15 protein-coding genes and 1 pseudogene are annotated in these 22,577 nt (G+C 37.1%); 9 read left to right on the top strand and 7 right to left on the bottom strand.

Features of this window, described 5'->3' with window-relative positions:
- Positions 1-140: 140 nt before the first annotated feature.
- Entirely contained in the window at positions 141-1,268 is a 1,128-nt protein-coding gene (locus IJ00_RS16905) for a glucuronosyltransferase (protein WP_046814838.1), read from the bottom strand.
- A 398-nt stretch (positions 1,269-1,666) separates the two neighbouring features.
- Between IJ00_RS16905 and IJ00_RS16900 the strand changes: the two genes are divergently transcribed.
- The 7 genes from IJ00_RS16900 (at position 1,667) to asnB (IJ00_RS16870) (ending at position 9,773) form a co-directional block, all read left to right on the top strand.
- Positions 1,667-2,995 (top strand): nucleotide sugar dehydrogenase, encoded by a 1,329-nt coding sequence (locus IJ00_RS16900; protein ID WP_035154750.1) that lies wholly within the window; start codon positions 1,667-1,669, stop codon positions 2,993-2,995.
- Between the two features lie 13 nt (positions 2,996-3,008).
- Positions 3,009-3,968 (top strand): Gfo/Idh/MocA family protein, encoded by a 960-nt coding sequence (locus IJ00_RS16895; RefSeq protein ID WP_052754478.1) that lies wholly within the window; start codon positions 3,009-3,011, stop codon positions 3,966-3,968.
- Positions 3,961-4,542 (top strand): acyltransferase, encoded by a 582-nt coding sequence (locus IJ00_RS16890; protein WP_035154748.1) that lies wholly within the window; start codon positions 3,961-3,963, stop codon positions 4,540-4,542. Before IJ00_RS16895 ends, IJ00_RS16890 begins: the two co-directional genes overlap by 8 nt.
- Positions 4,539-5,702 (top strand): DegT/DnrJ/EryC1/StrS aminotransferase family protein, encoded by a 1,164-nt coding sequence (locus IJ00_RS16885; RefSeq protein ID WP_035154745.1) that lies wholly within the window; start codon positions 4,539-4,541, stop codon positions 5,700-5,702. The genes IJ00_RS16890 and IJ00_RS16885 overlap by 4 nt, the downstream gene beginning before the upstream one ends.
- A 200-nt stretch (positions 5,703-5,902) precedes the next feature.
- A complete protein-coding gene (locus IJ00_RS16880) occupies positions 5,903-6,766 on the top strand; it encodes an ABC transporter permease (RefSeq protein ID WP_052754477.1) in 864 nt (287 codons plus the stop codon).
- 38 nt (positions 6,767-6,804) lie between these two features.
- Positions 6,805-7,854 carry a hypothetical protein gene (locus IJ00_RS16875; protein WP_144416052.1) on the top strand — a complete coding sequence of 350 codons (1,050 nt, stop codon included), beginning with the start codon at positions 6,805-6,807 and terminating at the stop codon, positions 7,852-7,854.
- A 14-nt stretch (positions 7,855-7,868) separates the two neighbouring features.
- Positions 7,869-9,773, top strand: coding sequence for an asparagine synthase (glutamine-hydrolyzing) (gene asnB / locus IJ00_RS16870; protein ID WP_035154739.1), 1,905 nt, complete (start codon positions 7,869-7,871; stop codon positions 9,771-9,773).
- A 34-nt stretch (positions 9,774-9,807) separates the two neighbouring features.
- Here asnB (IJ00_RS16870) and IJ00_RS16865 read toward each other — a convergent pair whose 3' ends face one another.
- The 6 genes and pseudogenes from IJ00_RS16865 to IJ00_RS16845 all read right to left on the bottom strand — a co-directional run bounded on the left by IJ00_RS16865 (position 9,808) and on the right by IJ00_RS16845 (position 19,426).
- On the bottom strand, positions 9,808-11,013 hold the full coding sequence (locus IJ00_RS16865) for a glycosyltransferase (RefSeq protein ID WP_035154736.1): 1,206 nt from the start codon (positions 11,011-11,013) through the stop codon (positions 9,808-9,810).
- A gap of 27 nt (positions 11,014-11,040) precedes the next feature.
- Positions 11,041-11,805: a class I SAM-dependent methyltransferase gene (locus tag IJ00_RS16860; RefSeq protein ID WP_035154732.1), complete on the bottom strand. Its 765-nt coding sequence runs from the start codon at positions 11,803-11,805 to the stop codon at positions 11,041-11,043.
- 21 nt (positions 11,806-11,826) lie between these two features.
- Complete coding sequence (locus IJ00_RS16855; RefSeq protein WP_035154730.1) at positions 11,827-14,196, bottom strand: D-glucuronyl C5-epimerase family protein; 2,370 nt, start codon at positions 14,194-14,196, stop codon at positions 11,827-11,829.
- Positions 14,197-14,390: 194 nt separating this feature from the next.
- A pseudogene (locus IJ00_RS29430) lies at positions 14,391-14,636 on the bottom strand (IS630 family transposase); the annotation flags it as partial.
- Between the two features lie 69 nt (positions 14,637-14,705).
- Entirely contained in the window at positions 14,706-17,555 is a 2,850-nt protein-coding gene (locus IJ00_RS16850; protein ID WP_035154728.1) for a glycosyltransferase, read from the bottom strand.
- 29 nt (positions 17,556-17,584) lie between these two features.
- The gene (locus tag IJ00_RS16845; protein ID WP_035154725.1) at positions 17,585-19,426 is read right to left on the bottom strand and encodes an ABC transporter ATP-binding protein; all 1,842 of its coding nucleotides are present in this window, start codon (positions 19,424-19,426) and stop codon (positions 17,585-17,587) included.
- A gap of 97 nt (positions 19,427-19,523) precedes the next feature.
- Between IJ00_RS16845 and asnB (IJ00_RS16840) the strand changes: the two genes are divergently transcribed.
- A complete protein-coding gene (gene asnB, locus IJ00_RS16840; RefSeq protein WP_035154722.1) occupies positions 19,524-21,452 on the top strand; it encodes an asparagine synthase (glutamine-hydrolyzing) in 1,929 nt (642 codons plus the stop codon).
- Positions 21,453-21,454: 2 nt separating this feature from the next.
- A complete protein-coding gene (locus IJ00_RS16835) occupies positions 21,455-22,573 on the top strand; it encodes a glycosyltransferase family 4 protein (RefSeq protein ID WP_035154719.1) in 1,119 nt (372 codons plus the stop codon).
- Positions 22,574-22,577 lie beyond the last annotated feature (4 nt).

Below are 22,577 nucleotides of genomic sequence, written 5' to 3'. Positions count from 1 at the left end.
TCTGATATGACTTCCCAAGAGTGAAAAATCTATATCTGAAATATCTGATTTCAAACAAGAGTTGTTTAATGTGATGTTAGACAGCTCTTTTAATATGGCAATTATATTTGCTTGCTGAAAAGCAGCAGTATAAATTTCACTTACTTGGTCGTCACCTTTACAGGTGCAAAAGATGAACCCAGCCACTCAGATACTAACTCATCCCAATCATAAATATTCTCAGTGGAGATTTGTGAGCGATCGCAACCTTGAGCGGCAATTAATGCTTGACGGATACTGTCTGGATTTCCTGGTTGATAATAAAACATATTTTCTCGAGAAGATTTCAGGTAATCTGGTGCTACGATTGGCAGTTGGCAGTAAGTATATTGAATTATTTTCAGACTATCGGTAAAGCATTCAGAACCTGGACTATATGCGAGATTTTGCAGGGCAATATCGGCATATTTGAGATAAGGAATAGTTGCTTCAAAGGGTAATTCTTGATAAGCAATAATATTTTTTCTCGAAATTAAATTAGACATTGGACCAATAATGTGGAACTGCCAATCAGGTAGTAATTGACTAGCCCTATCGATAAAATCATAGTCAAAACGGGTATTGCCAACAAAAACGACATGGGGATGCTCTGATGGGGGGTAGGGATTGTAATAATCCTGAGCAAACAAGTCTTTGCGGATACCATGGAGGTGTAATTTAATATTAGGTAATCCAGCAAACATACGATACATATGCTGACTGGGAACACTGACCAAATTAAATTTTGGTAATACTTCTGCTTCTTTCTCTAAGACAATAGAATGATTATTTAAGAGTCGTAAATCATCGGAAACTCTATATATATACTGAGCGCGAGGGTTAATCTGTTTACATCTATCGAATAATAAAAGAGCTGGGGTACTCTCAAAGATAAATAGATCAGCATCTTTCAACAGTGATTCTACCTCTGGTAAAGGTAACTGACCATAGGAGCGAAACCAAGAACGGCTGAGATGATTCAGCATACCCAGACGAAGATTCGCAGGATGCCAAGGAGTAAACCAAACATAGCTCCACATATTTGGTTTGATGGGTTGTAGTCGATTCGCTTCCTCCAGAACCGGATAAGCTAGCCGATAATCTCGACGTAACACAGATAGCCAACTCAAGGGAGCAGTCAAGAACACAACTTCCCAACCTTGCCGCCAAAAAGCATCACCCAGCCAGTGAAAACCTGCCTTGCGTTTGGAATGCCAGTAATGACCAGTAATTAAAACTACACGCTTCATAACCTAGGTAGAAAGAGAAATATTAAGGAATACTAAGTATTGTGTGAAATTTGCTGCTACCCTTGACAGAATTCACCAGATGCTAACTGCTTGTTTATGGAAATACTGGTAAATATATAAACTAACTTTGTAGACCTGATTAACTATGTTTTGGATGGATGAAAGGAGTTGCTAGGAATTATTTTCAAGGGTTGGGGCAATTGGCATATACGTAACCTAGAGTAGCAAATTTTGGTAACTATTTTTCCCGACGATTATCGTGAATGTCGGAAAACGCACTATGAGAGCAGGATAAAATTTATGAATTTGATTCACTCTTATGAAATATTGGAATTAATCACGGGAGCAGCAACTCAAATTACAATTTTTTCTTAGCCCAATTATTTAGCCTCGAAGCCATGACTGAAAAAACGCAAATTTTGACTCATTTACAAGAAAAAATTCGGGCACATACAGCCGTAGTTGGTGTTGTGGGGTTGGGATATGTTGGTTTGCCCTTCGCTGTGGAAAAAGCCAAGGTTGGTTATCCAGTGGTGGGAATTGAGCAGAATCCCCAACGAACCGAACGAGTCAACATGGCAGATAATTACATTACAGATATTAAAGATGAAGATTTAAAACAAGTTGTTGCCACGGGCAAATTAAGGGCGGTACTGGGCTTTGAGGAAGTGCCACAGATGGATGTGATTGTCATTTGTGTGCCGACTCCGCTCACAAAAAATCTCACCCCTAACTTAAGTTACATAGAAAGTGTCACCCATGGGATTGCAAAATATCTCCGACCGGGGCAATTAGTCACCTTAGAATCTACAACCTATCCCGGAACCACAGATGAGGTGATGCGACCGGTACTGGAGCAGGTGAGTGGTTTAAAACAGGGGCAAGATTTTTTTCTGGCTCATTCCCCCGAACGGGTAGATCCAGGAAATAAGCGTTACACAACTAAAAATACTAACAAGGTTGTGGGGGCATCGGACTCCCAATCCTTGGAAATAGCAATGTTATTTTATCAGCAGACTATTGACCATGTAGTTCCTGTGAGTAGTGCGAAAGCTGCGGAACTGGTGAAGGTATTTGAGAATACCTTTCGAGCGGTGAATATTGCCTTAGTCAACGAGTTAGCTTTATTGTGCGATCGCCTGGATTTAAATGTCTGGGAAGTTCTGGATGCTGCGAATACCAAACCCTTTGGCATTATGCCTTTCTATCCGGGACCCGGTGTGGGTGGTCATTGTATCCCCATTGACCCCCATTACTTGGAATGGAAGGCAAAGGAGGTCAACTTTAACACTCACTTCATTGCCCTAGCTGGGGAAATTAACCGTTCCATGCCGATATTTGTCCGAGAAAAAGCTCGCCGGGTTTTAAATGATTTGGGAATTGCCCCCGCCAAATCACGGATTTTGATGATAGGTGTTGCCTATAAAAAAGACTTGGGAGATTGGCGAGAGTCTCCAGCCATGATGGTGATTAACTATTTGCTAGAAGATAAAATCACCGTGACCTACCATGACCCCTTTGTGCCCAAAATGGAAATTAAAGGACAAACATTTCATAGTGTCACCTTGACTGAGGAGGCGATCGCCACTGCTGACTTAGTAATTATTGCTACAGACCATAGTCAAATTAATTACATTGATTTAGTAGCAAAGGCTCAGGCGGTTCTTGATACCAGAGGGATTACTAGACATCTGGATTGCGCTCACGATAAAGTAACTTTGCTGTAGGGGCAGAAAAGAGGTGACAAATTTGACAAATACACAGGTAATTGTTGTCGGGGCGGGCAACTGGGGTAAAAATCTGGTGCGGAACTTCCATAATTTAGGTGCATTAGCAGGAGTGGCAGAAGCTCACCCCGCTTTGCGACAGGCGATCGCCACCACCTATCCCGATGTTCCCACCTATGATGATTTTGCCGCAGCCCTGGCAACGGATGTATCTGCCTTGGTTTTGGCAACTCCAGCCCCTAGCCACTATGAATTGGCAATGGCAGCTTTAAGCGCAGGTAAGGATGTTTTCGTGGAGAAACCCATGACCCTGCGAACTGAGGAAGCGAAAAAATTGGCAACCTATGCCCAGGAACAGGGGCGAATTCTCATGGTTGGGCACTTATTGTTATACCAACCCGCGATCGCCTGGATGGGAGAATATTTAGCCAGTGGTCAGGCAGGTCAAGTATTACATGTTGCCACTCGCAGGTTAAAACTAGGTAAAGTCCGCAGGGAAGAAAACGTTTGGTGGTCTTTCGCTCCCCACGATGTTTCCGTAGTTTTAGAACTTCTGGGAAATCCCCAACTGAAAACAGTCAAAGCATTTGGTAATGCCATTCTCCAACCAGGTATAGAAGACTACGTACAAGTCCACCTGGATTTTCATAATGGTCAATCAGCCCAAATTAGTTGTTCTTGGTATGCACCCTTAGTGGAGCGTTCCACAGTCGTCATTGCTCAGAAGCAAATGCTGGTTTACGACGAAGTATCACAAACGGTAACTATCCACCATAAGCATATAGACCAAGATTTGCAGCATCACGATCAAGGTCAGGAAATTGTCTCAGTTGCCGCATCGGAACCGTTAAAAATTGAGTGTCAGCATTTCTTAGATTGTCTACAAACTCGCCAAAAACCCCGCTCCGATGGCTGGAATGGGGTGGCAGTAGTCGAAATTCTTGAGGAGGCACAAAAATCTTTCCATGACTAATTATTTTGTACATGAATCCAGTTACGTGGATGCGGGGGCAGATATTGGCGAAGGTACAAAAATCTGGCACTTTTGTCACATCTTTAGTAAAGCCAAGATAGGTCGCAATTGTATCTTCGGACAAAATGTTCTTGTTTCTAATAACGTGGTAGTGGGCGATTATTGCAAAATCCAGAACAACGTCTCTCTTTACGAAGGGGTCATTTTAGAAGATTATGTTTTCTGTGGTCCCAGCATGGTATTTACCAACGTCAAGACACCCCGTTGTGAATATCCCCGCAATACCAGTAATGATTACCACCAAACCTTAGTTAAACGCGGAACTAGTATTGGTGCCAATGCGACTATAGTTTGTGGTGTCACATTACACGAATGTGCTTTTGTGGCTGCGGGGGCAGTAGTTACCAAGGATGTGCCATCCTATGCCATGGTGGCTGGAGTCCCAGCCAAAATAATTGGTTGGATGAGTGCCTATGGCGATGTGCTACAGTTTGATGCTGATGGCTATGCCGTAGACTCTACAGGTAGCAAATACCAACAAATATCAGACACAGAAGTAATCAGAATTTCATGAGCCAAACTAAGATTCCTGTTCTTGACCTCAAACCCCAGTATGAATCCCTCAAAACTGAGATGCAAGAGGCGATCGTCCGTGTGTTGGAATCTGGTCAGTTTATTATGGGACCAGATGTCAAGCTATTTGAGCAGGAGGTAGCAGCATATCTGGGAGTCAAGCAGGCGATCGCGGTGAATTCTGGAACCGATGCTTTGGTAATTGGTTTAAAAGCTTTAGGGATAGGTGTGGGGGATGAAGTCATTACCACTCCCTTTAGCTTTTTTGCCACAGCAGAATCTATCAGCAACGTCGGAGCTATACCTATCTTTGCTGATATCAACGCCGAGACTTTTAACCTTGACCCCACAGCCATTGTTGCCAAAATTACACCCCGCACCAAAGCCATTATGCCCGTGCATCTCTATGGCAATCCGGCAGCGATGGCGGCAATTCTAGACATTGCCCAAGCTCACAACCTCAAGGTGATTGAAGATTGTGCCCAATCCTTCGGTGCGCGCTACTACAGTAACTGTGCCCCCTGCGACTTAAATTGTCCCGAAAGTATCCGTACCTCCATCACTGGCAAACATACTGGTACTATCGGCAATGTGGGTGCTTATTCTTTCTTCCCTTCTAAGAATTTAGGTGCTTACGGTGATGGGGGGTTAATTGTAACTGACGATGAGCAAGTTGCCGAAACTGCTCGGATGTTGCGTGTCCATGGAGCGAAAAAGAAATATCATAACGAGGTTTTAGGCTACAATTCCCGTTTAGACACTATGCAGGCGGCAATTTTGCGTGTCAAGCTACCTCACATCGATGAATGGAATCAGGGTAGACGCAGGGTAGCCAAAACCTATAATGATTTACTGGCGGGTATTCCCGGTGTGATTACACCACACCTAGCCGATGGTCATGTGTTTCACCAATATACCATTCGGATTTTGGATAATAAACGCGATTCTGTACAAGAATATTTAGGCAAGCAGGGCATTGGTAGTATGATTTACTATCCCGTACCCCAGGATAAATTACCAGTTTATCAAGGACAATATCCAGCTAATCCTGTCAGTGATTTACTAGCAACTCAGGTTCTCAGTTTGCCCATTTGGCCAGAAATGTCATCTGCAAATATTGAATATATTGTGGCAAATATGCAAAAAATCTTGACTGAATAGCATATTTCCATTGTGACTGAACTCATCCCCAGTGATTTTCGTTAGAGGTTTTGTGTTTTACAGAATCGATGCCAATTTATCACTGATTTTGATAGCGATCGCCCACATCTTTCATTCCCTGTAATTACAGAATTTGTGAAAGGTTCGTTGAGTACTGTCTTATGTTCCCTGTTCCCTGTTATTAACCACCCCCTGAGCCAATGCTCAAAAAACCAGCACCTTCCCAATTCTTCAGACATTTCTTGAACTCTTTTCGGATTCTGGGTTCGGATATAATTTTGCCGCCTTTCTCTACTTTATGGCGGCATCGTGCCATGTTATATCAAACCACAATCAATGAAATTAAAACTCGTCATGCTGGTTCCGTATTAGGGCTATTTTGGCTGGTTATTTATCCCTTGTTATTTCTCGGAACCTACGCTATTGTCTATCTCTACATATTTAAAGTTAGATTTCCCACCCTCGGAGCTAATGATTATGTAGCTTTAATTTTCTGTGGTTTAATTCCTTTTTTAGGCTTTTCGGAAGCTCTTAGTTATGGAGTTTCTTCTGTTGTTGCCAGTGCTAATCTGATTAAAAATACTCTTTTCCCCATAGAACTAGTCCCAGTAAAAGCTGTTCTTGTCGGTCAAGCAACTCAAGTAGTTGGGATGATTTTATTGGTGATCGCATTAATCTTTTTAGGTAAGCTCTCAATTCTTTCACCTCTATTTTTGTTAGTCTGGATATGTCAAATCTTGTTTTCTATTGGTTTAATTTGGATTCTCTCTAGTCTCAATGTTTACATTAGAGATATTCAAAATATAGTTGCAGTTTTAACCCTCATCTTGATGATGTTGAGTCCCATTGCTTATACAGAAGCTATGGTTCCAGCCGCAATGCGCCCTTTTTTAGCCATTAATCCTCTCTACTACATCATCATTTCCTATCAATCTGTTTTAATGCTCAATACCTTACCTGCTACCAGGATTCTCATACCTTTATTTAGTATGTCTGTGTTGACTTTTATTGGTGGCTTCTGGTTTTTTAATCGGATGAAAAAAGTTTTCAGCGATTATGTATGACTAAGATACAATCATTATTTATTTTATTTTAAAAATCTGTGTTTTTCGATATAAGACAAAAAATTATTAATACACTTCTGAAGAAAAATAGAATTTTTATTATTATAATTATATTTTTATGTTTATTTCTATTTTCTATTTCATATGACAAATCACCAATAAAAAGTAGTAATAATCCCTGGTATAACGAAAACAATTTGACCCGTGAAGAGTTTCTTAATCAGTATGTAAAACCTGTCTTAGGAAATCCTCCACCATTACAAAGTAAAATCAGTCCATTAATACAAATTAAAGATGTAGAATTTTATTATGTTAATCCTATTGCAGAAAAAGTTCCAGTTACCATACTCAACTATCCTAAACAGGAGACAGAAAAATCTAATCAATCCTTAGCACCACTGGTTATAGCTATTCATGAAACTAATTTTGTTGGCGGGAAAGAGCCTTGCGGACAATCAGGTAAAGCTGAGATGTTTTATGGGAAAATGCTAGCAGATAAAGGCTATATGGTGGTATGCCCTACACTGACATTTACAGGTTCACGTCAACCCAAAAACCAATGGGATACCAGCAACTTTTATCAAAAATATCCTAATTGGTCAGCCATAGGTAAAGACGTTTCCGAAATTTCATGGCTGCTTGATTCTTTAGCAATCTCTGGATTTAATGTCAATCATATTGCCTTAGTTGGTCATTCACAAGGTGCAATTTATTCTCTTTTCTCCGCAGCTTTAGATACAAGGGTACACACCGTAATTGCTAATGCAGGTTTTGTAAATTTTAAACAAGACCCAAATCCTGAAAGATGGAGTCGCAGTAGATGGTATAAAGGACTTTTATCTATTCCTACAAAATTCACTTACGCAGAATTAGTAGCGGCGATCGCCCCTCGAAATGCCTTAATTTGCAACTACTTGCAAGATGAGATTTTAGTTGCAACATTTCCTAATGATGAAATTCAAGATATCATGAATAGGTTTCCTTCTATCGATTGGGCTTTCTTCAAAGGGAAGCATGGATGGCCTCTCAATGTAAAACAGTTTGCCTGGTCATGGCTATCTAAAAAATTTCCTACAAACTATAGCTAATAAATTATTGAAAGATGTGTGGAATCGCTGGTGCAATCAATCTTGACTGGGAAACTATTCCCTCCTTAAATCGCAGATTAGCAGTGATGAATCAATTGCAAATTCATCGTGGTCCTGATGGGGAAGGAATTTGGCAACATCCCTCACAACATATTGGCTTTGCCCATCGTCGCTTAAGTATTATTGATTTAAATACGGGTAGTCAACCCATGACTGACCAAGGTGGAAATTGGCTAACCTACAATGGCGAAATTTATAACTATTTGGAACTGAGACAAGAACTAGGGTATAAAAATTTTCGTACTAATTCTGACACAGAAGTAATTTTACAAGCATATCGTAAGTGGGGAATGGATTGTGTCAACCATCTGCGAGGTATGTTTGCATTTGCCCTATGGGATGAATCAAACCAAACTTTATTTTGTGCCAGGGACCGTTTTGGAATCAAACCTTTTTACTATACTGTAGTTGATAAAGTCCTATACTTTGCTTCTGAAGCAAAAGCTCTATTACCTTTCTTGAAAAATATTGAAACTGACTTGGAAGGATTCAAAGATTATTTAACTTTTCAATTTTGCCTAGCAGGTAAAACTCTATTTAAAGGTATCAACGAACTTTTACCTGGTCATGTTCTGACAGTCGTGAATGGCAATGTATCCATTAAACGTTATTGGGAAGTTTACTATAATTTAGATTTCGACCACACTGCCAAATATTTTGAAGAACAAATTAGAAGTCTTTTGTGTGAATCTGTCGATTTACATATGCGTAGTGATGTACCTATTGGTGCTTATGTAAGTGGTGGATTGGATTCTAGTATTGTTGCTTCTCTCGCTAATCAAAAATCTGATGACCAATTTTTAGGATTTACGGGAAAATTTTCCCTTAGCGAAGACTATGACGAAAGTAAATATGCCAGAGAATTAGCTGGATGGAGCGGATTTGAATTACACGAACTAGATATTACAGCAACAGATTTTATTGAAAATATCCGCAAGGTTATTTACCATTTAGATTATCCGGTGGCAGGACCTGGCTCTTTCCCTCAATATATGATTTCCCAGTTAGCAAGTAAGTATCGCAAGGTAGTTCTGGGAGGACAGGGTGCAGATGAAATTTTTGGCGGTTATACTCGCTATTTAATTGCTTATTTTGAGCAGTGTATTAAAGGGGCGATAGATGGCACTATGCATTCGGGGAATTTCATTGTCACCTATGAATCAATCATTCCGAATTTAACAGCACTACGCAAATATAAACCTATGTTGAAAGAGTTTTGGCGTGATGGTTTATTTGAAGACATAGATAGGCGATATTTTCGTTTAATTAATCGCGCTCCTTCCCTAGGAAATGAAATTAATTGGGAAACTCTAGGTAACTATTCACCCTTTGAGACTTTTCAGGAAATTTTCTTAGCCGAGAATGTTGGACAAGAATCTTACTTTGATAGTATGACACATTTTGATTTTAAAACTCTATTACCTGCACTCTTGCAGATTGAAGATAGAGTTAGTATGGCACATGGCTTAGAATCAAGGGTTCCTTTCTTAGATCATCCACTTGTGGAATTAGCTGCAACAATTCCCGCAAATATTAAATTTAAAGATGGCACGATGAAACAGGTTTTAAAAAATTCAATGTATAATTATCTACCTGAATCTATTTCCCATCGTCAAGACAAGATGGGATTTCCAGTCCCTTTAGTAGAGTGGATGCAAATTGATTTAAATGATTTTATTTATGATATTTTTTCTACCAAATCTGCTTTAAATAGAAATCTAGTTAATAGTAAATTAATACTTAAAAGTCTTGACAAAGAAAATAAGTTTGGTCGTAAAATATGGGGACTATTATGCTTAGAATTGTGGCATCAAGAATTTCATGATCAGCACTATGCATATCGGAAAATCATAGACTAGGTATAAGAAATAATATTTTAATTAACTGCCAGCTTCATGAGACAATATCCTGATAAAATAATAATAGTTTTTTACTCTCTTCGTCCCAATTTAATTCCTTGCTTGCATTGTGGCAAGATATTTTCATTTGTTCTAAAGTCTCTTCTTCGGAAAGTAATTGAGATACCATATTGCCAAAAGATTCAGGTGAACTCATATTTGCAGTTTGAACAACACCATATTGCTCACTCATTTTCTGAAAGAATGGTAACTTTTCTGCAATAATTGGTACACCTGCAAGTATGTATTCAAAAAATTTATTAGGTGAACAATATAGGTGATTATCATCGATGGGAAGATAAGGAATAACGCCTATATCTGCACCAGAAGAGTAATTCAACATCTCTTCACTAGGAACTTGCCCCAAAAAGAAAACTTTTTCTGATATTCCCTCTTGTTCTGCAATTTGTCTCAAGTTTTTTTCGTAGTCTCCATAGCCTATTATGACTAAGCATGCATTTGGTGGAAACCATTTCACACCTTTAATCAAAGTATCGAGATTTCTTTCTGATGAAATCCAGCCTTGATAGAGAATTATTTTATAGTCAGAAGGAATTTTCCCTTTGTTTTGCAATTTCTGCTTGGCAATATCTGGCTGAAAATGATTAGGAATTTCTGTGCAATTCATAATGACTTTTGGCTCTTTTATTTGGTAGCGTTCAGCCATTAACGAGGCTATGAATTCATTGACTGTAATAACAATATTTGGATATTTAATATATTTTTTTTCCAGCTTAAAGTATATCTTTTGTAACTTAGCAGGTAAAACTTCTTGAGCATAATATAACTCATGGGCATCATAAATTAATGGCACATTTCGTGCTTTTGATGCATAGTAACCTGCTTTTAGACATGGTAGGTCATGAACATGATAGGCATCTGCTGGAAAATCTAAAGCTTTAGATATAATAAACTGGTCAAAAGGAGATATTTCTAAAAATCTTTTTGCCAAAAACATATATGCTTTATTGACAAATCTCACTAAGCTCTCATTTCGAGGTAATTTAGCTCTGATTGCTTTTAACCTTTCATCATCCCAATCATAGCAATAACGATGAATGTCAATACCATTTTGTTCAAAATGCTCTTCCTTTGGTGTTTCAAATCCAGCGAGTAAAGTCACCTTATGACCAGCTTTAATTAAAGTCTTTGCCTCCAAAATAATACGTCTATCTATCATGTAGCAATCAGGTGTCAGCATTACTATGTGCATAGGTCTAATAAAAAATTATTTTTCAAAACGTACAAACAAGCGTTGCATTTCTAAGTGGTGATGAGTACTAGCTATTTTAAATCCACATTGTGCAGCTAATTCCTGAATTTCTAATTGGGAATACTCGAAAGCACAGCTAGGGTACTGACTAGATAAGTTATGTTTTGCAGGAAAAACTATTCCTTGCTCTATACCTGAAGTAGGTTTATAAAAATCGGCACTAACCACCCCTCCTGATTTCAACAAGATATGAGCAAGTTTCAATAACCAGATTGCATTGTCAAAATTTTGGTGTATAAAGAAAAAACGCCCTACCATTGTGTCTATGCTATTTGCATACTTTAATATATTTTGACGCTCAGAAATATGAATGTAATTACAGTTATTTGGAGATACTAACTTAGCAATGGATAGTGCTAACTTTGAATAATCAATGCCTAAATAATGTTGAGCCACTAGTCCCATTTGCTTTCCTAAAAACCCAGGACCACAACCTATCTCTAAAACTTTTTTATTAACTAAATCAGAACCTGGTATCCAAATTCTCAAAGCAGGTAGTTCTTGACAAAGTCTTACATCTAGAATTTCCGCTTCTGATAATTTAGAAAAATTATCTATTACTGCTTGTTCCTTATGTAGATTATCATAAGGTATTAAAAAAGGACGTGGATCCTCTGTATTTAAGTAATTAATCCATTCTCTATCCCATCGCTCTGTTTCTCTTGCAGAAGAAGGTATTGAGTCGAGAAAATTAATATTTTGTTTCCTTGAAAAAAGCATAAAAAGCTCCTGTATAGATACTTAATCTTTATTGTTTGTCTCTGTAACTAAATTTTTAGCACTAGATTTCAAAAATTCCATATTCAATTCTGAACGTGCTATCTGTCCTCCTATCTCTGCTCCCAATTCCGGGATGACATTATGGTATACAATATATTTATCACCTTCTGGAAAAATGTGAAATCCATAACGGATGGTATCCCATTTTTTTTCCCAAGTTTTATCTACTATGACAGGATTGTCTTTACTCGGTAAAAACTTGCCATCTCCTCTATCACAATAAAGTAAAGTATTATACCTCTTGCTTCGGGTGACAGAACTTTGCAATAATAAGCACACCTTTTTGTCTACTTGTAGTCCAGAAATAGTATACAATCCTCCTATAGGACTACTCTCAGCTACAATTGAGTAATTTGACCATTCACGCCCATTTTTAGATGTTGCTCTTTTTATCAGTATTTTATTATTACTAACTAAAGAGTAGAACATAGCATAGTTGCCATCTGGCTGTAATATGACAAAAGGATCAAGCCCAGACTCATTTATAGCAATACCACCGTATTTCCAATTCCTGCCATTTACTGAAGAAGCCCATACAATGCGCTCATAAGATTTTTGAGGTTGAGAAGCGCAACTAAAGTACATCAAATAAGAGTCTTTAGAAAATTTGACAACAAAAGGAAATGCTTGCTTACCTTGGCAATTTGCTGGTAAGTCTTGAGGAGTAAAAACTAAGCCTTGACGGTTAAATTTTATCCCATCCTTACTAGTTGCTAAAAAGATTCGCCATTTCTTATCTTTTCCATATGCAGAATAATACATATGATATATGTTATTTACTCTCATAATAGATGGATATTCAACATGAGTTGATTCTATACTATTGGGAACTAGAGCCAATGTAGGAGATAATTGAGTATTGATTAAAATACTTTGCGATGAATTATTGAAAAATCTAGATGGAACTAAGTAAGTAGAATCCTTCCATCTTATTGCATAATTGATTAATTTTTGAGAGTTGCTTATTTTCCCAAGTATATGAATTAACTGCTGATTATCATCGAAATAGTTAGGATTAATTTCAGGTTTTTTTTCATATTTGTCTGCTAATACTTTTATAAAGTTTTTAGGGATAGGGAAGGCTTGAGTTGTGATTTTATTATCAACTAAATTTAAATTCTTTGGAGAACGTAGATTCCCTAATGACCAGTACTCTGTCTCGTCAAATAACTGTAAGCTTAATTGGTTTTTGCCAATAATCTTATAAGTTACCTCTATCTCATATCTTTCAAAAGACTGGTCTAGTGGTAGAGTAAAGTTAAAGGGTGAATGGTTATATTTCCCTTTTACTCCATTTACAGATCTAAATTTATTTGCTTTATCAATAACTTCTCCCCAGTTCATGTTTCCATCAACATAAAGATAAAAGTTCTTTGTGGTTTGCGTATCTTCATTCTTCTTCATCCGAACTGAAGACAAAATCTTCTTTTGTTCGCTTTTTATGCCAATTAATTTCATTTCTGAGATTAGCACAGTACCATTACCAACAAATCTACCTAAAGTTTTTGTTGTAGTTTTACCTAAACTATAGTAACTTAACAAGAGTCCCGTTGCTGGGTCATTTAATTCGTACTGCGGAATTATTAAAGACAATCTATTTAGACTTTTATGAAATAATTCACATGCCTCTATATTCTGAGATATAGCAGCATAGTCATGCAGGGAAATTACTGCTATGGCAGCTCCCTTTAAAACTCTTGTTGGTATTTTTGTTGGATGCTCTTCAAAAAATATCCCTTCTGAATCAAATCTTGTAAATCCACCTTGGTCAATAGGAACATAAAAAGAACGATATATTTTATCAGCAACTTGCAGATACTTTTTATCTTGAGTTTCTCTATACAAATAAGTAAATAATCCTAGAGCTAATCCTTGAGTTGAAGCCGAACTACATTTAATCTGAAAACAAGATTGATGGTCTAGAGTATATTCAGAGTCAATAGGAAAAAAGAGAGAATCGTTTATATTGATAGAATTATCTAATAACCACTGAGCATGATATTTAGCAAATTCTAAATCGCCATTAAATATTTTGTGCAAAGCATAAGCTGTAATCTGGGTTGGATTCTCAAGTATATTATTTTTTTTGTTCTGATAAAATATTAGTTTACTATCAGTATTTTTTTTTAAATTACTATAATAATTATCTATATTATTTTTGGAAAAGCTTGGCAACTCTTGCAAAATATTATATTTTAAATAATATTCTTTTAAACCTAGTTTAATCCCTTCATTTTCTTGTTGTTTATGTAAAAAAAATATAAACAAATTTGTCATTCCAGTAGCTATAACAATTAAAATTATTATGATTTTACCTATAGAATATTTCATTAATTAACAATAAATAAATTACAGTTGATATTCGATTTATAGAAATTTTCATAAATCAGAATATTATTTAAAATAATGTAAGTAGCCAGGTTTGATCAAAGATAGGATGTCTTAGATGTAATGCTACTTCTTCTTTATGAGTTACACTACGCTAACCCATCTTACAAAGGTTTTATATAGTAGTCCGGAATGATTCATGAGAAAACACCATATTCATTGAGTTTTGGGAAGTCAAAAATTTGACCATCAATTACTAGCTCAAATAAAGCCTTAAAAACAGAGAAAGAATGGAAGAAGAAGTAAAATTATCGAATCAGTTTTTTCGCTTGTAACCAAATATCCTCTATAGGGTTATGCTGTGGTGCATTAGCAGCAAAACGTTCACAAGTTACTAGTCATTTTTCTTTTTCTAAGTCAGAATTTAAAGAATCTAAATAATCTACATGCTTTCTCACGAATGATTTCAGATTTCTATATTTAATTGCACTTCTTGCTTACTCAAAGACTTATTAAATATTTTGATATACTTCATTTATCTGTTTTGCCAAATTTTCATAACTATAACAGTTGACAGCAAAGCTACGAATATTATCTGCCTTGTATTCCTCTATATTATTAGCAACTTTTTTGATTGCTCTTGCTAAGTCTACAGGGTCATCATTATTGCAAAGTTCACCAAGATATGATTCTGTGATGATACCTTCTGGACCTCCACACCGTGTACTTACAACCGGTTTGCCACTTGCAAGTGCTTCAATGACTACAACACCAAAGGTTTCGGAACGACTTGGAAGTACCATAATATCGCACTTCTCGCGCAGAATCCGAGCTATTTCATTTCTTGGTTGCCATCCTAAAAGATGAATAAAGTCTGTAAGACTGTTATTTACTACCCACTGATTTAGCTGCTCCAATAATTCTCCTCCACCCACAATTTTAAGTTCTACATTTATTCCATCTTCTCGAATCAGCTTAAAAGCTTGTAAAAGTAAAAACGGGTTCTTGTTATTATCCAGAGATATGATGCTAAGTAATCGCAATTTATCTCGCTTTTCACCATTAGAACTCATATCTTCTGGGTAAAACTTAGTAGTATCTACGCCATTAGGTAGAGAGATTATTTTACTTTTATCTTTTGAAGAAATATGCTTTTTGACATCATTAGCCAAATAAGAACTGACACAAATAATTTTGTTGGCGGAAGACAAAGATTGTTCCGTTAGATTACGTACAATTGGTTTATCAGTAAGGAGGCTAAATGGTCCAGTATGTTCAGTTATGACAAATGGAATTTGATATTTTTCAGCCAAATACAAGCCAGCAGAACCATCAAGGTAAGCAGTATGTGCATGAATCAAATCAAAATTAAATCTTTGACGTATCGAATCTGCAATACTTGATATTGCATATCTGTAAGTAAAGCCATGAAGATGGAAAGGTAAAAACGGGTTTCCGACAAGGTAAGGAAGAAACAAAGTCGGAATCCCATCAGATGAAAACCACTTGGATGAGTAGAGAGCTTCTTTATATTTAGAGAATAAATCTGCAATCTTAATCGGATTTTTTGTATTGCACCAAAATGGTTGACAGGAAATTACTCTAACATCCAAGCCTTCATAATCTCGTAATGCTTTGACTTGTTCTGCCACAAAGCAACCTGAATTTGGTTGGCTTGGTTTTGGAAACATATGAGAAAGTACTAATATTCTGCTTATTTTTCTTTCTGCATTTTTAAAGAAGAAAGTTGCAAATTTTGAGACCTTCTTATATTCTTCCTCTACATAATATCTTTGTGATTCTTTGACTTCTAATAATTTCTCTACATAAGACCTTTGTGACTCCTTCGCTTCTAATAAATGGCTATAATTAGCGATTTCCTTATCTTTTTTCTGTATAATTACTTCTAAAGATTTTCTATATTCAGATAGCGATATCTGCGAATCGATTACATCATACAATCTGTTTAAATTTTTCTCCCCTAACCAACTAGGCTGAGGATATTCTGCTATCTTATTCACTAATAAGCCCCATGAACGGCAATATTCTAAATTAGAATTACTAACAATATTATGTCCTTGATGTAAATGAATAATATCTATCTGAAAATCAACTTGGTTTCTAGAAATATATTCTGCTGACTGTATTTCAATTCCAGCAGGGGCTTTTATAGTAACAGCAGCACCGAATGAATTCACTTCCCAAGGATACTCTACATAGAATTCCAGCTTTCCACTGCCAATATGTACAAACTTATCAATTACTAAGGTTTTATTGTTCAAGTCATCATGGGTTAACAAGAAAATATCGTGAAAGAGATTTGCTATATTATTTGTTTGAACAATAATTTTATCCCCACATTCTGGCACTACAGGGAAGTGAATTAGTAGAGATTGGGCACTGTTATCTTCAGCGCTAAAAGTCTGGCTTTTAGCATGATTAAAAAACTTCGTCCAAAAACATCCTTCAGTAAATCCAGATTTAACTTCTTGAAGAGGATTATTAAAATTGACCACTAGGGACGATTTTTGAACACTGACAAAGTCATTTTTAGGTAGACTAGATGTATTCGTTACATCACTATGTTGATAAAAGGCAATAATTTCTGAACGATTAATATGCCAATTTGCTAATTTCTCAACACCTGAATTATAAAAATGCTTGCTACGAAGATTGCCGATTACTTGCTTAGATGTAGAACTCTCAGTTTTAGTTATTTCTGAGCTACCACAGACTGAACAAATACAATTATCATAAATAAAATAACCTTGAAGCTGGTGTAATAATGATGTTTCTATTGGGTCTAGAGGTGGGCGTGTGATATCGCCAGAGTATCTAATTTCACTGACTTTCCATTCCTCATTAATACATAAATCTAACAGTTCTTTTTCACGATAGGAGCGCTGATGATGATTGATATGATATACATTTCCACAACTTGCACATTTTACAAATGACTTTTCTAACTGCTCTGCATGGGGTACAGAAATTAATACATATTTTGATGCGACTCTAAATAGTTCAGAAATGCTCTTGAAGTAAATATCATCTACTAAGTGTTCTATAACATCAGTAGCCATGACTAAATCAAAAGAATTATCAGGAAATGGCAAGTTAGTAATAGAACCTACATAGCTTTCTTTCGTGACTGATTTTAATGCCTCCTCACTAGAATCCACTCCAACGATATGAATACTGTCAGGTAAGGCATTTGTAATAAGTCCATTACCACAGCCAACATCCAAAATACTCTGAGTATCTTGTGGTATTAAGCTCAAAATATCCGCTAGTAGTTGAATTTGGTACTCTTCAGGTTGATGATTCCAAATTGATGATTGATTATAGTAGTTTAGTTCAAACATTACAATATATTTCCTAGATATTTTTCTATCTAATCTAATAACAATGCTGTATTTATTGGCTGACGGCAAATTCCATAGTCTGTAATATCTGTTGCATCTTTATTGATTACTTGGAAATGTATGCAACGGTCTAATACATGATAAGCTTCTGGTTCTAAACCTTTTTCTGGTCGCCATTTGAAAATTGCAGAACTTGCGACGTATGAACCTCGACCTAAATACAATGAATCACTTCGGAAAACTACTTTGCCTTGACCTTCTATAGTTTCCGTGCCCATTTCTTTTGTAGAAATTAGCCATTGAGAAGCAGTTAAACCAGATGGGAGATAAATGCAAAAAACAAAAGTTGGGTTAGAAATAGGTACTTGAGTTTTATATTCGATAACAACTTGAAAAGGCTCTAATGTACAAAGACTTTTGGTTTCTTGACTAGTAACATCTAAGAGATAAACTCTATTAATTAATACTTCTTGTCTAGAGCCATATTCATCTATATTTATACTGTTTTCTGCTATATCTAAACTAAAATCACTGACACTATTATTTTTTGCTGAAAGTGCATTGTTTCTCATCATCTCTATGTCCATAAATAGATTAGTCATGTCAACATAGAAGACATTCTGAAAGAGACCAGATTTTAGTATTCCCAAAGAATGATATTTGTTTTGATTTGGGATAAATATCTCGACAGCAACGCATTCATCCTCACAATCCGCCAATACTTCTAATTTGAGTTTACTTGGGTTGTTTAAGTATGACTTAGGTACTGAAAATTCAAAAGGTGCATGATAATATTTACCTTTGAAATTGGCATATTTTCTATAATATCCCAGTTCATCTTTGGTCGCCTCTCCCCAATTCATAAAACCTTTTTCTGTCATGAGGTAATGCTCATGATCGGGATGATTATCTAAAGGAGAACCTACTTGCAGGTGAGCTAATTGTTCAGTTCCAGAAGAAAGAGATATTGTACGAATTTTATGAATACCTGATGGCTGACCACCATTAATATCCACTAGTCTAAAGAGACATTTCTCATAAATATCTTTATGACTTTCAAGTAAGGTAGCTTGTTTCTTTGTGACTTTCAAATCTCTAGCTTTTAAGCGAATTTCTTCTTCACGGCGCACCATTGCAGAGTATTGCTTAATAATATTCAATGGTTGACCTTCAGAACGTAAAATTCCTCTATCAATCCAAATCGCGCGATTACATAAAGCCTGAACAGAACCTAAATCATGACTCACAAATAAAACTGTTGCACCAGTATCTTCAGTTAATTTCCGCATTCGTTCCACACACTTACCAGCAAAGTAAGCATCACCAGCACCTAATACTTCATCAATAATCAGTATCTCTGGTTCGATAACAGTGGCAACAGTAAAAGCTAACCGAGCATACATCCCTGCGGAGTAAGTTTTGATGGGTTGATCTATGAAGTCGTCAAGTTCGGAGAAATCGATAATTTCCTCTTCTAGTTCTCGAATCTTATTCTGAGAAAGTCCTTGATAAGCTAAAGAGGCTTGAATATTCTGACGACCTGTAAATTCTGGATGAAACCCTGTACCAAGTTCCATTAAAGCTTGAACTCTACCCTGAACTTGGATACTACCTTCAGTTGGGGCAATATTCCCTATGATAATTTTCAGTAAAGTACTTTTACCAGCTCCATTACGCCCAATTAACCCAAGTCTTTCTCCCTTTTTTATTTCTAGATTTAGTCCGCGTAAAGCCCAAAATTCTTGATAATATTGCTTACGCCAGAATAAAAATTTGTTGAGACCAAAAGCATCCAGAACTTTATCAGCTGGACGTTTATAGAGCCTATACATTTTACCCAGATCGCGGATGGCGATCGCTGTATCTGTCATTTTCTGCTTTTCTGTGCCTCGGTCTAACTTTATGTGCTTTATTGGTGAGATTGAACTCTAATCATGAAAGTTCCAATCTAGAAGTAGCAAAGACAATATGTGTGGAATTGCTGGGCTAGTTATATCTCATATCTCAGATATAGACCTCAAGATTTTAACAAGCATGGGGAATTCGCTCAAGTCCCGTGGTCCTGATGACTGGGGATTTTTGGGATGGTCTGGAAATACACCAGTTAGCATCTCCCGAAATCCTGAATTTGTAAAGAACAGTCAGATTTATTTATTACATCGTCGTCTGTCTATTCTTGACTTGAGTGGGGCTGGTTGGCAACCGATGGGAACCGATGATGGACGATATTATATTGTCTTCAACGGAGAAATTTACAACTATTTGGAGTTACGTTCCCAACTTCAAACCATTGGATACCAGTTTCGTTCCCATAGTGATACGGAAGTGCTATTAGCAGCATACACTCAATGGGGTATTTCTGCATTTCGTAAGTTTGTCGGTATGTTTGCTTGTGCAATTCTTGACACTCACGAACGAACTCTTCTACTAATCAGAGATTTTTTTGGTATCAAACCCCTATATTACACCTACTGGCAAGGTGGTCTAGCTTTTGCTTCGGAAATTAAAGCACTGCTGCAACTTCCAGGGGTGAAACGTCCGATTAATTCCCAGCGACTCTATGACTATCTGTATTCGGGAATGACTGATTACGGAGAGGAAACTTTGTTGGCAAATATTCACCAGTTACCCCCAGCTCATACCCTGAAAATTTCTTTAGATTATCCTCAAAAAGCAGATATTTCCCGTTACTGGCAATTAGATTCTCAGCCAAATTCCGATATTACCTTGCCAGAAGCAACAGAACACTTGCGTGATTTATTTTTAGACAGCATTAGTTTACACCTCAGAAGTGATGTACCCGTCGGAGCTGCTCTTTCTGGTGGTGTTGATTCCTCCGCGATCGCCATGGCAATGCGATACCTTCAAGGAGAAAAACTAGAGTTACATACTTTCAGTTACATTGCTGACGATACATCTCTGAGTGAGGAAGTATGGGTTGATACTGTCACCCAAGCAGCAAAAACAACTGTACATAAAGTCCATTTATCTCCCCAAGACTTGGAAAATGAACTCAATCACCTGATTGCCCTCCAAGATGAACCTTTTGGAAGTACAAGTATTTATGCTCAGTATAAAGTGTTTCAACTAGCACATCAATCGGGAATTAAAGTCATGCTCGATGGACAAGGTGCGGATGAAATGTTTGCTGGTTATCGTCCCTATCTAGCTGCTCGATTAGCTTCCATGGTGAGAAAAGGAGAATGGGGCAATGGGGTGGATTTTTGGCAACAAGTAAGTCAAGGGAGTAGCGATCGCCAACTCTTAATCCGTGCATTAGGATTACTTCTACCACCCAGTCTACAGGCATCAGCCAGACAGTTGAAAAGAAAAGATAGAAAACACAGTTGTGTAAATCACCAGTGGTTTCAGCAGCGTGGAATCATTCCCAACTCTTACCAAACTCACCCAAATCCCGATATTCTGTGGAATGAACTCTATCAAGCAATGACAAAAACAAGTCTTCCCATGCTACTGCGTTATGAAGACCGTAACTCCATGACACATTCTATCGAGAGTCGAGTTCCCTTTTTGACACCATCTCTGGTAAACTTTGTTTTTTCCCTACCTGAATCCTTCATGATTGCCCAAGATGGCACCTCTAAAGCTATCTTTCGCCAAGCGATGAGAGGTATAGTTCCTGACGCTATCCTCGACCGTAAAGATAAAATTGGTTTTGCCACACCAGAAAAGAAATGGCTAAAAACACTACAGCCCTGGATAGAAAATACACTTAGCAGTGAAATTGCCCAGCAAATTCCAGTTTTGAATTCTCCAGCCATGGTGTCAGAATTTCAGGCAGTTTTGACAGGCAGATCGCCCTTTGACTTTCGTATTTGGCGGTGGGTAAACTTGATTCGCTGGGCGGAATATTTTCATGTTGATTTTGAGGATTGAGAATGCGAATAGTACATATGTCTACGATTCATCGAGCATTAGATGTTCGCATTTTTTATAAGGAATGTGTCACCCTTAGCCAAGCGGGTTATGAAGTACATTTGTTAGTTGCTAATCCTCCCGAAACACAATTAGATGGAGTCTATTTTCATCCCATTGATAAAGTGAAAGAATTGCCTCGTTTAGTGAGAATTTGGCGACGATTAGCTAGTACTTACCAAAAAGCTCAATCTCTACAAGGGAATATTTATCATTTTCATGACCCAGAATTAATTCCTGTGGGAATATTACTGAAATTTTTGGGAAATAAAGTTATTTATGATGTCCACGAGGATACTCCCTGGGAAGCACTTTCTCTCCATAAAAATAATCCCATCATTGCTTGGTTAAAGTTTCTCATTTGGACAGTTATGGAAGGAATCGCCAAATTAACTCTGGATGGGTTTATTTGTGTGACACCCCATATTGCTGCCAAATTCCCCTCTGCTAAAACCACAGTAGTTGCGAATTTGCCCTTAACAGTAGAACTACAAACAGCAGTTAATCAGACAAAAGCAGATACTTCCGAAAACTACATAATCTATGCAGGTGGGATTACAGAGATTAGAGGGATTAAAGAAATGGTGGGGGCAATGGAGTTACTACCCACATCTTTAAGAGGAAAATTGTTGCTCCTAGGAGAGTTTTCATCTGTAAATTTGCAAACTCAAATTGAGCAAATGGCAGGATGGGAAAAAGTTGAATTTCTTGGCTGGCAACCTCGTGAGAAATTAGTACAATATTTAGGCAAAGCTCAGGTGGGTTTAGTAGTTTTTCATCCTCAAACAGACCACTTAGCAGCTTTACCAAATAAATTATTTGAATATATGGCTGCGGGTTTACCAATTATTGCCTCTAACTTTCCTTTGTGGCAAGAAATTATTCAGAAGATTGGTTGTGGTTTATTAGTAAATCCTTTAGAACCACAGGAAATTGCCCAAGCCATGGCATATTTTTTAGAGAATCCAGATATGGCTCTAGCTATGGGTGAAAAGGGGCAAGTGGCAGTCAAAACAAAATATAACTGGGAAATTGAATCTCAGAAATTATTACAATTTTACCAACAAATTATCAATCAATAATTCC

It is taken from the genome of Calothrix sp. 336/3, assembly GCF_000734895.2.
Taxonomy (GTDB): domain Bacteria; phylum Cyanobacteriota; class Cyanobacteriia; order Cyanobacteriales; family Nostocaceae; genus 336-3.
Note: the sequence above shows the minus strand (reverse complement) of the source record. Positions and strands in the feature narration are given on the sequence as shown.

Excerpts from the sequence above, each read along its gene's own strand:
- IJ00_RS16835 (WP_035154719.1), top strand. The coding sequence starts at position 21,455 with ATGCGAATAGTACATATGTCTACGATTCATCGAGCATTAGATGTTCGC.
- IJ00_RS16865 (WP_035154736.1), bottom strand. The coding sequence starts at position 11,013 with ATGCTGACACCTGATTGCTACATGATAGATAGACGTATTATTTTGGAG.
- IJ00_RS16890 (WP_035154748.1), top strand. The coding sequence starts at position 3,961 with ATGACTAATTATTTTGTACATGAATCCAGTTACGTGGATGCGGGGGCA.
- IJ00_RS16855 (WP_035154730.1), bottom strand. The coding sequence starts at position 14,196 with ATGAAATATTCTATAGGTAAAATCATAATAATTTTAATTGTTATAGCT.
- IJ00_RS16900 (WP_035154750.1), top strand. The coding sequence starts at position 1,667 with ATGACTGAAAAAACGCAAATTTTGACTCATTTACAAGAAAAAATTCGG.
- asnB (WP_035154739.1), top strand. The coding sequence starts at position 7,869 with ATGTGTGGAATCGCTGGTGCAATCAATCTTGACTGGGAAACTATTCCC.
- IJ00_RS16885 (WP_035154745.1), top strand. The coding sequence starts at position 4,539 with ATGAGCCAAACTAAGATTCCTGTTCTTGACCTCAAACCCCAGTATGAA.
- IJ00_RS16850 (WP_035154728.1), bottom strand. The coding sequence starts at position 17,555 with ATGTTTGAACTAAACTACTATAATCAATCATCAATTTGGAATCATCAA.
- IJ00_RS16860 (WP_035154732.1), bottom strand. The coding sequence starts at position 11,805 with ATGCTTTTTTCAAGGAAACAAAATATTAATTTTCTCGACTCAATACCT.
- IJ00_RS16845 (WP_035154725.1), bottom strand. The coding sequence starts at position 19,426 with ATGACAGATACAGCGATCGCCATCCGCGATCTGGGTAAAATGTATAGG.
- IJ00_RS16880 (WP_052754477.1), top strand. The coding sequence starts at position 5,903 with ATGCTCAAAAAACCAGCACCTTCCCAATTCTTCAGACATTTCTTGAAC.
- IJ00_RS16905 (WP_046814838.1), bottom strand. The coding sequence starts at position 1,268 with ATGAAGCGTGTAGTTTTAATTACTGGTCATTACTGGCATTCCAAACGC.
- asnB (WP_035154722.1), top strand. The coding sequence starts at position 19,524 with ATGTGTGGAATTGCTGGGCTAGTTATATCTCATATCTCAGATATAGAC.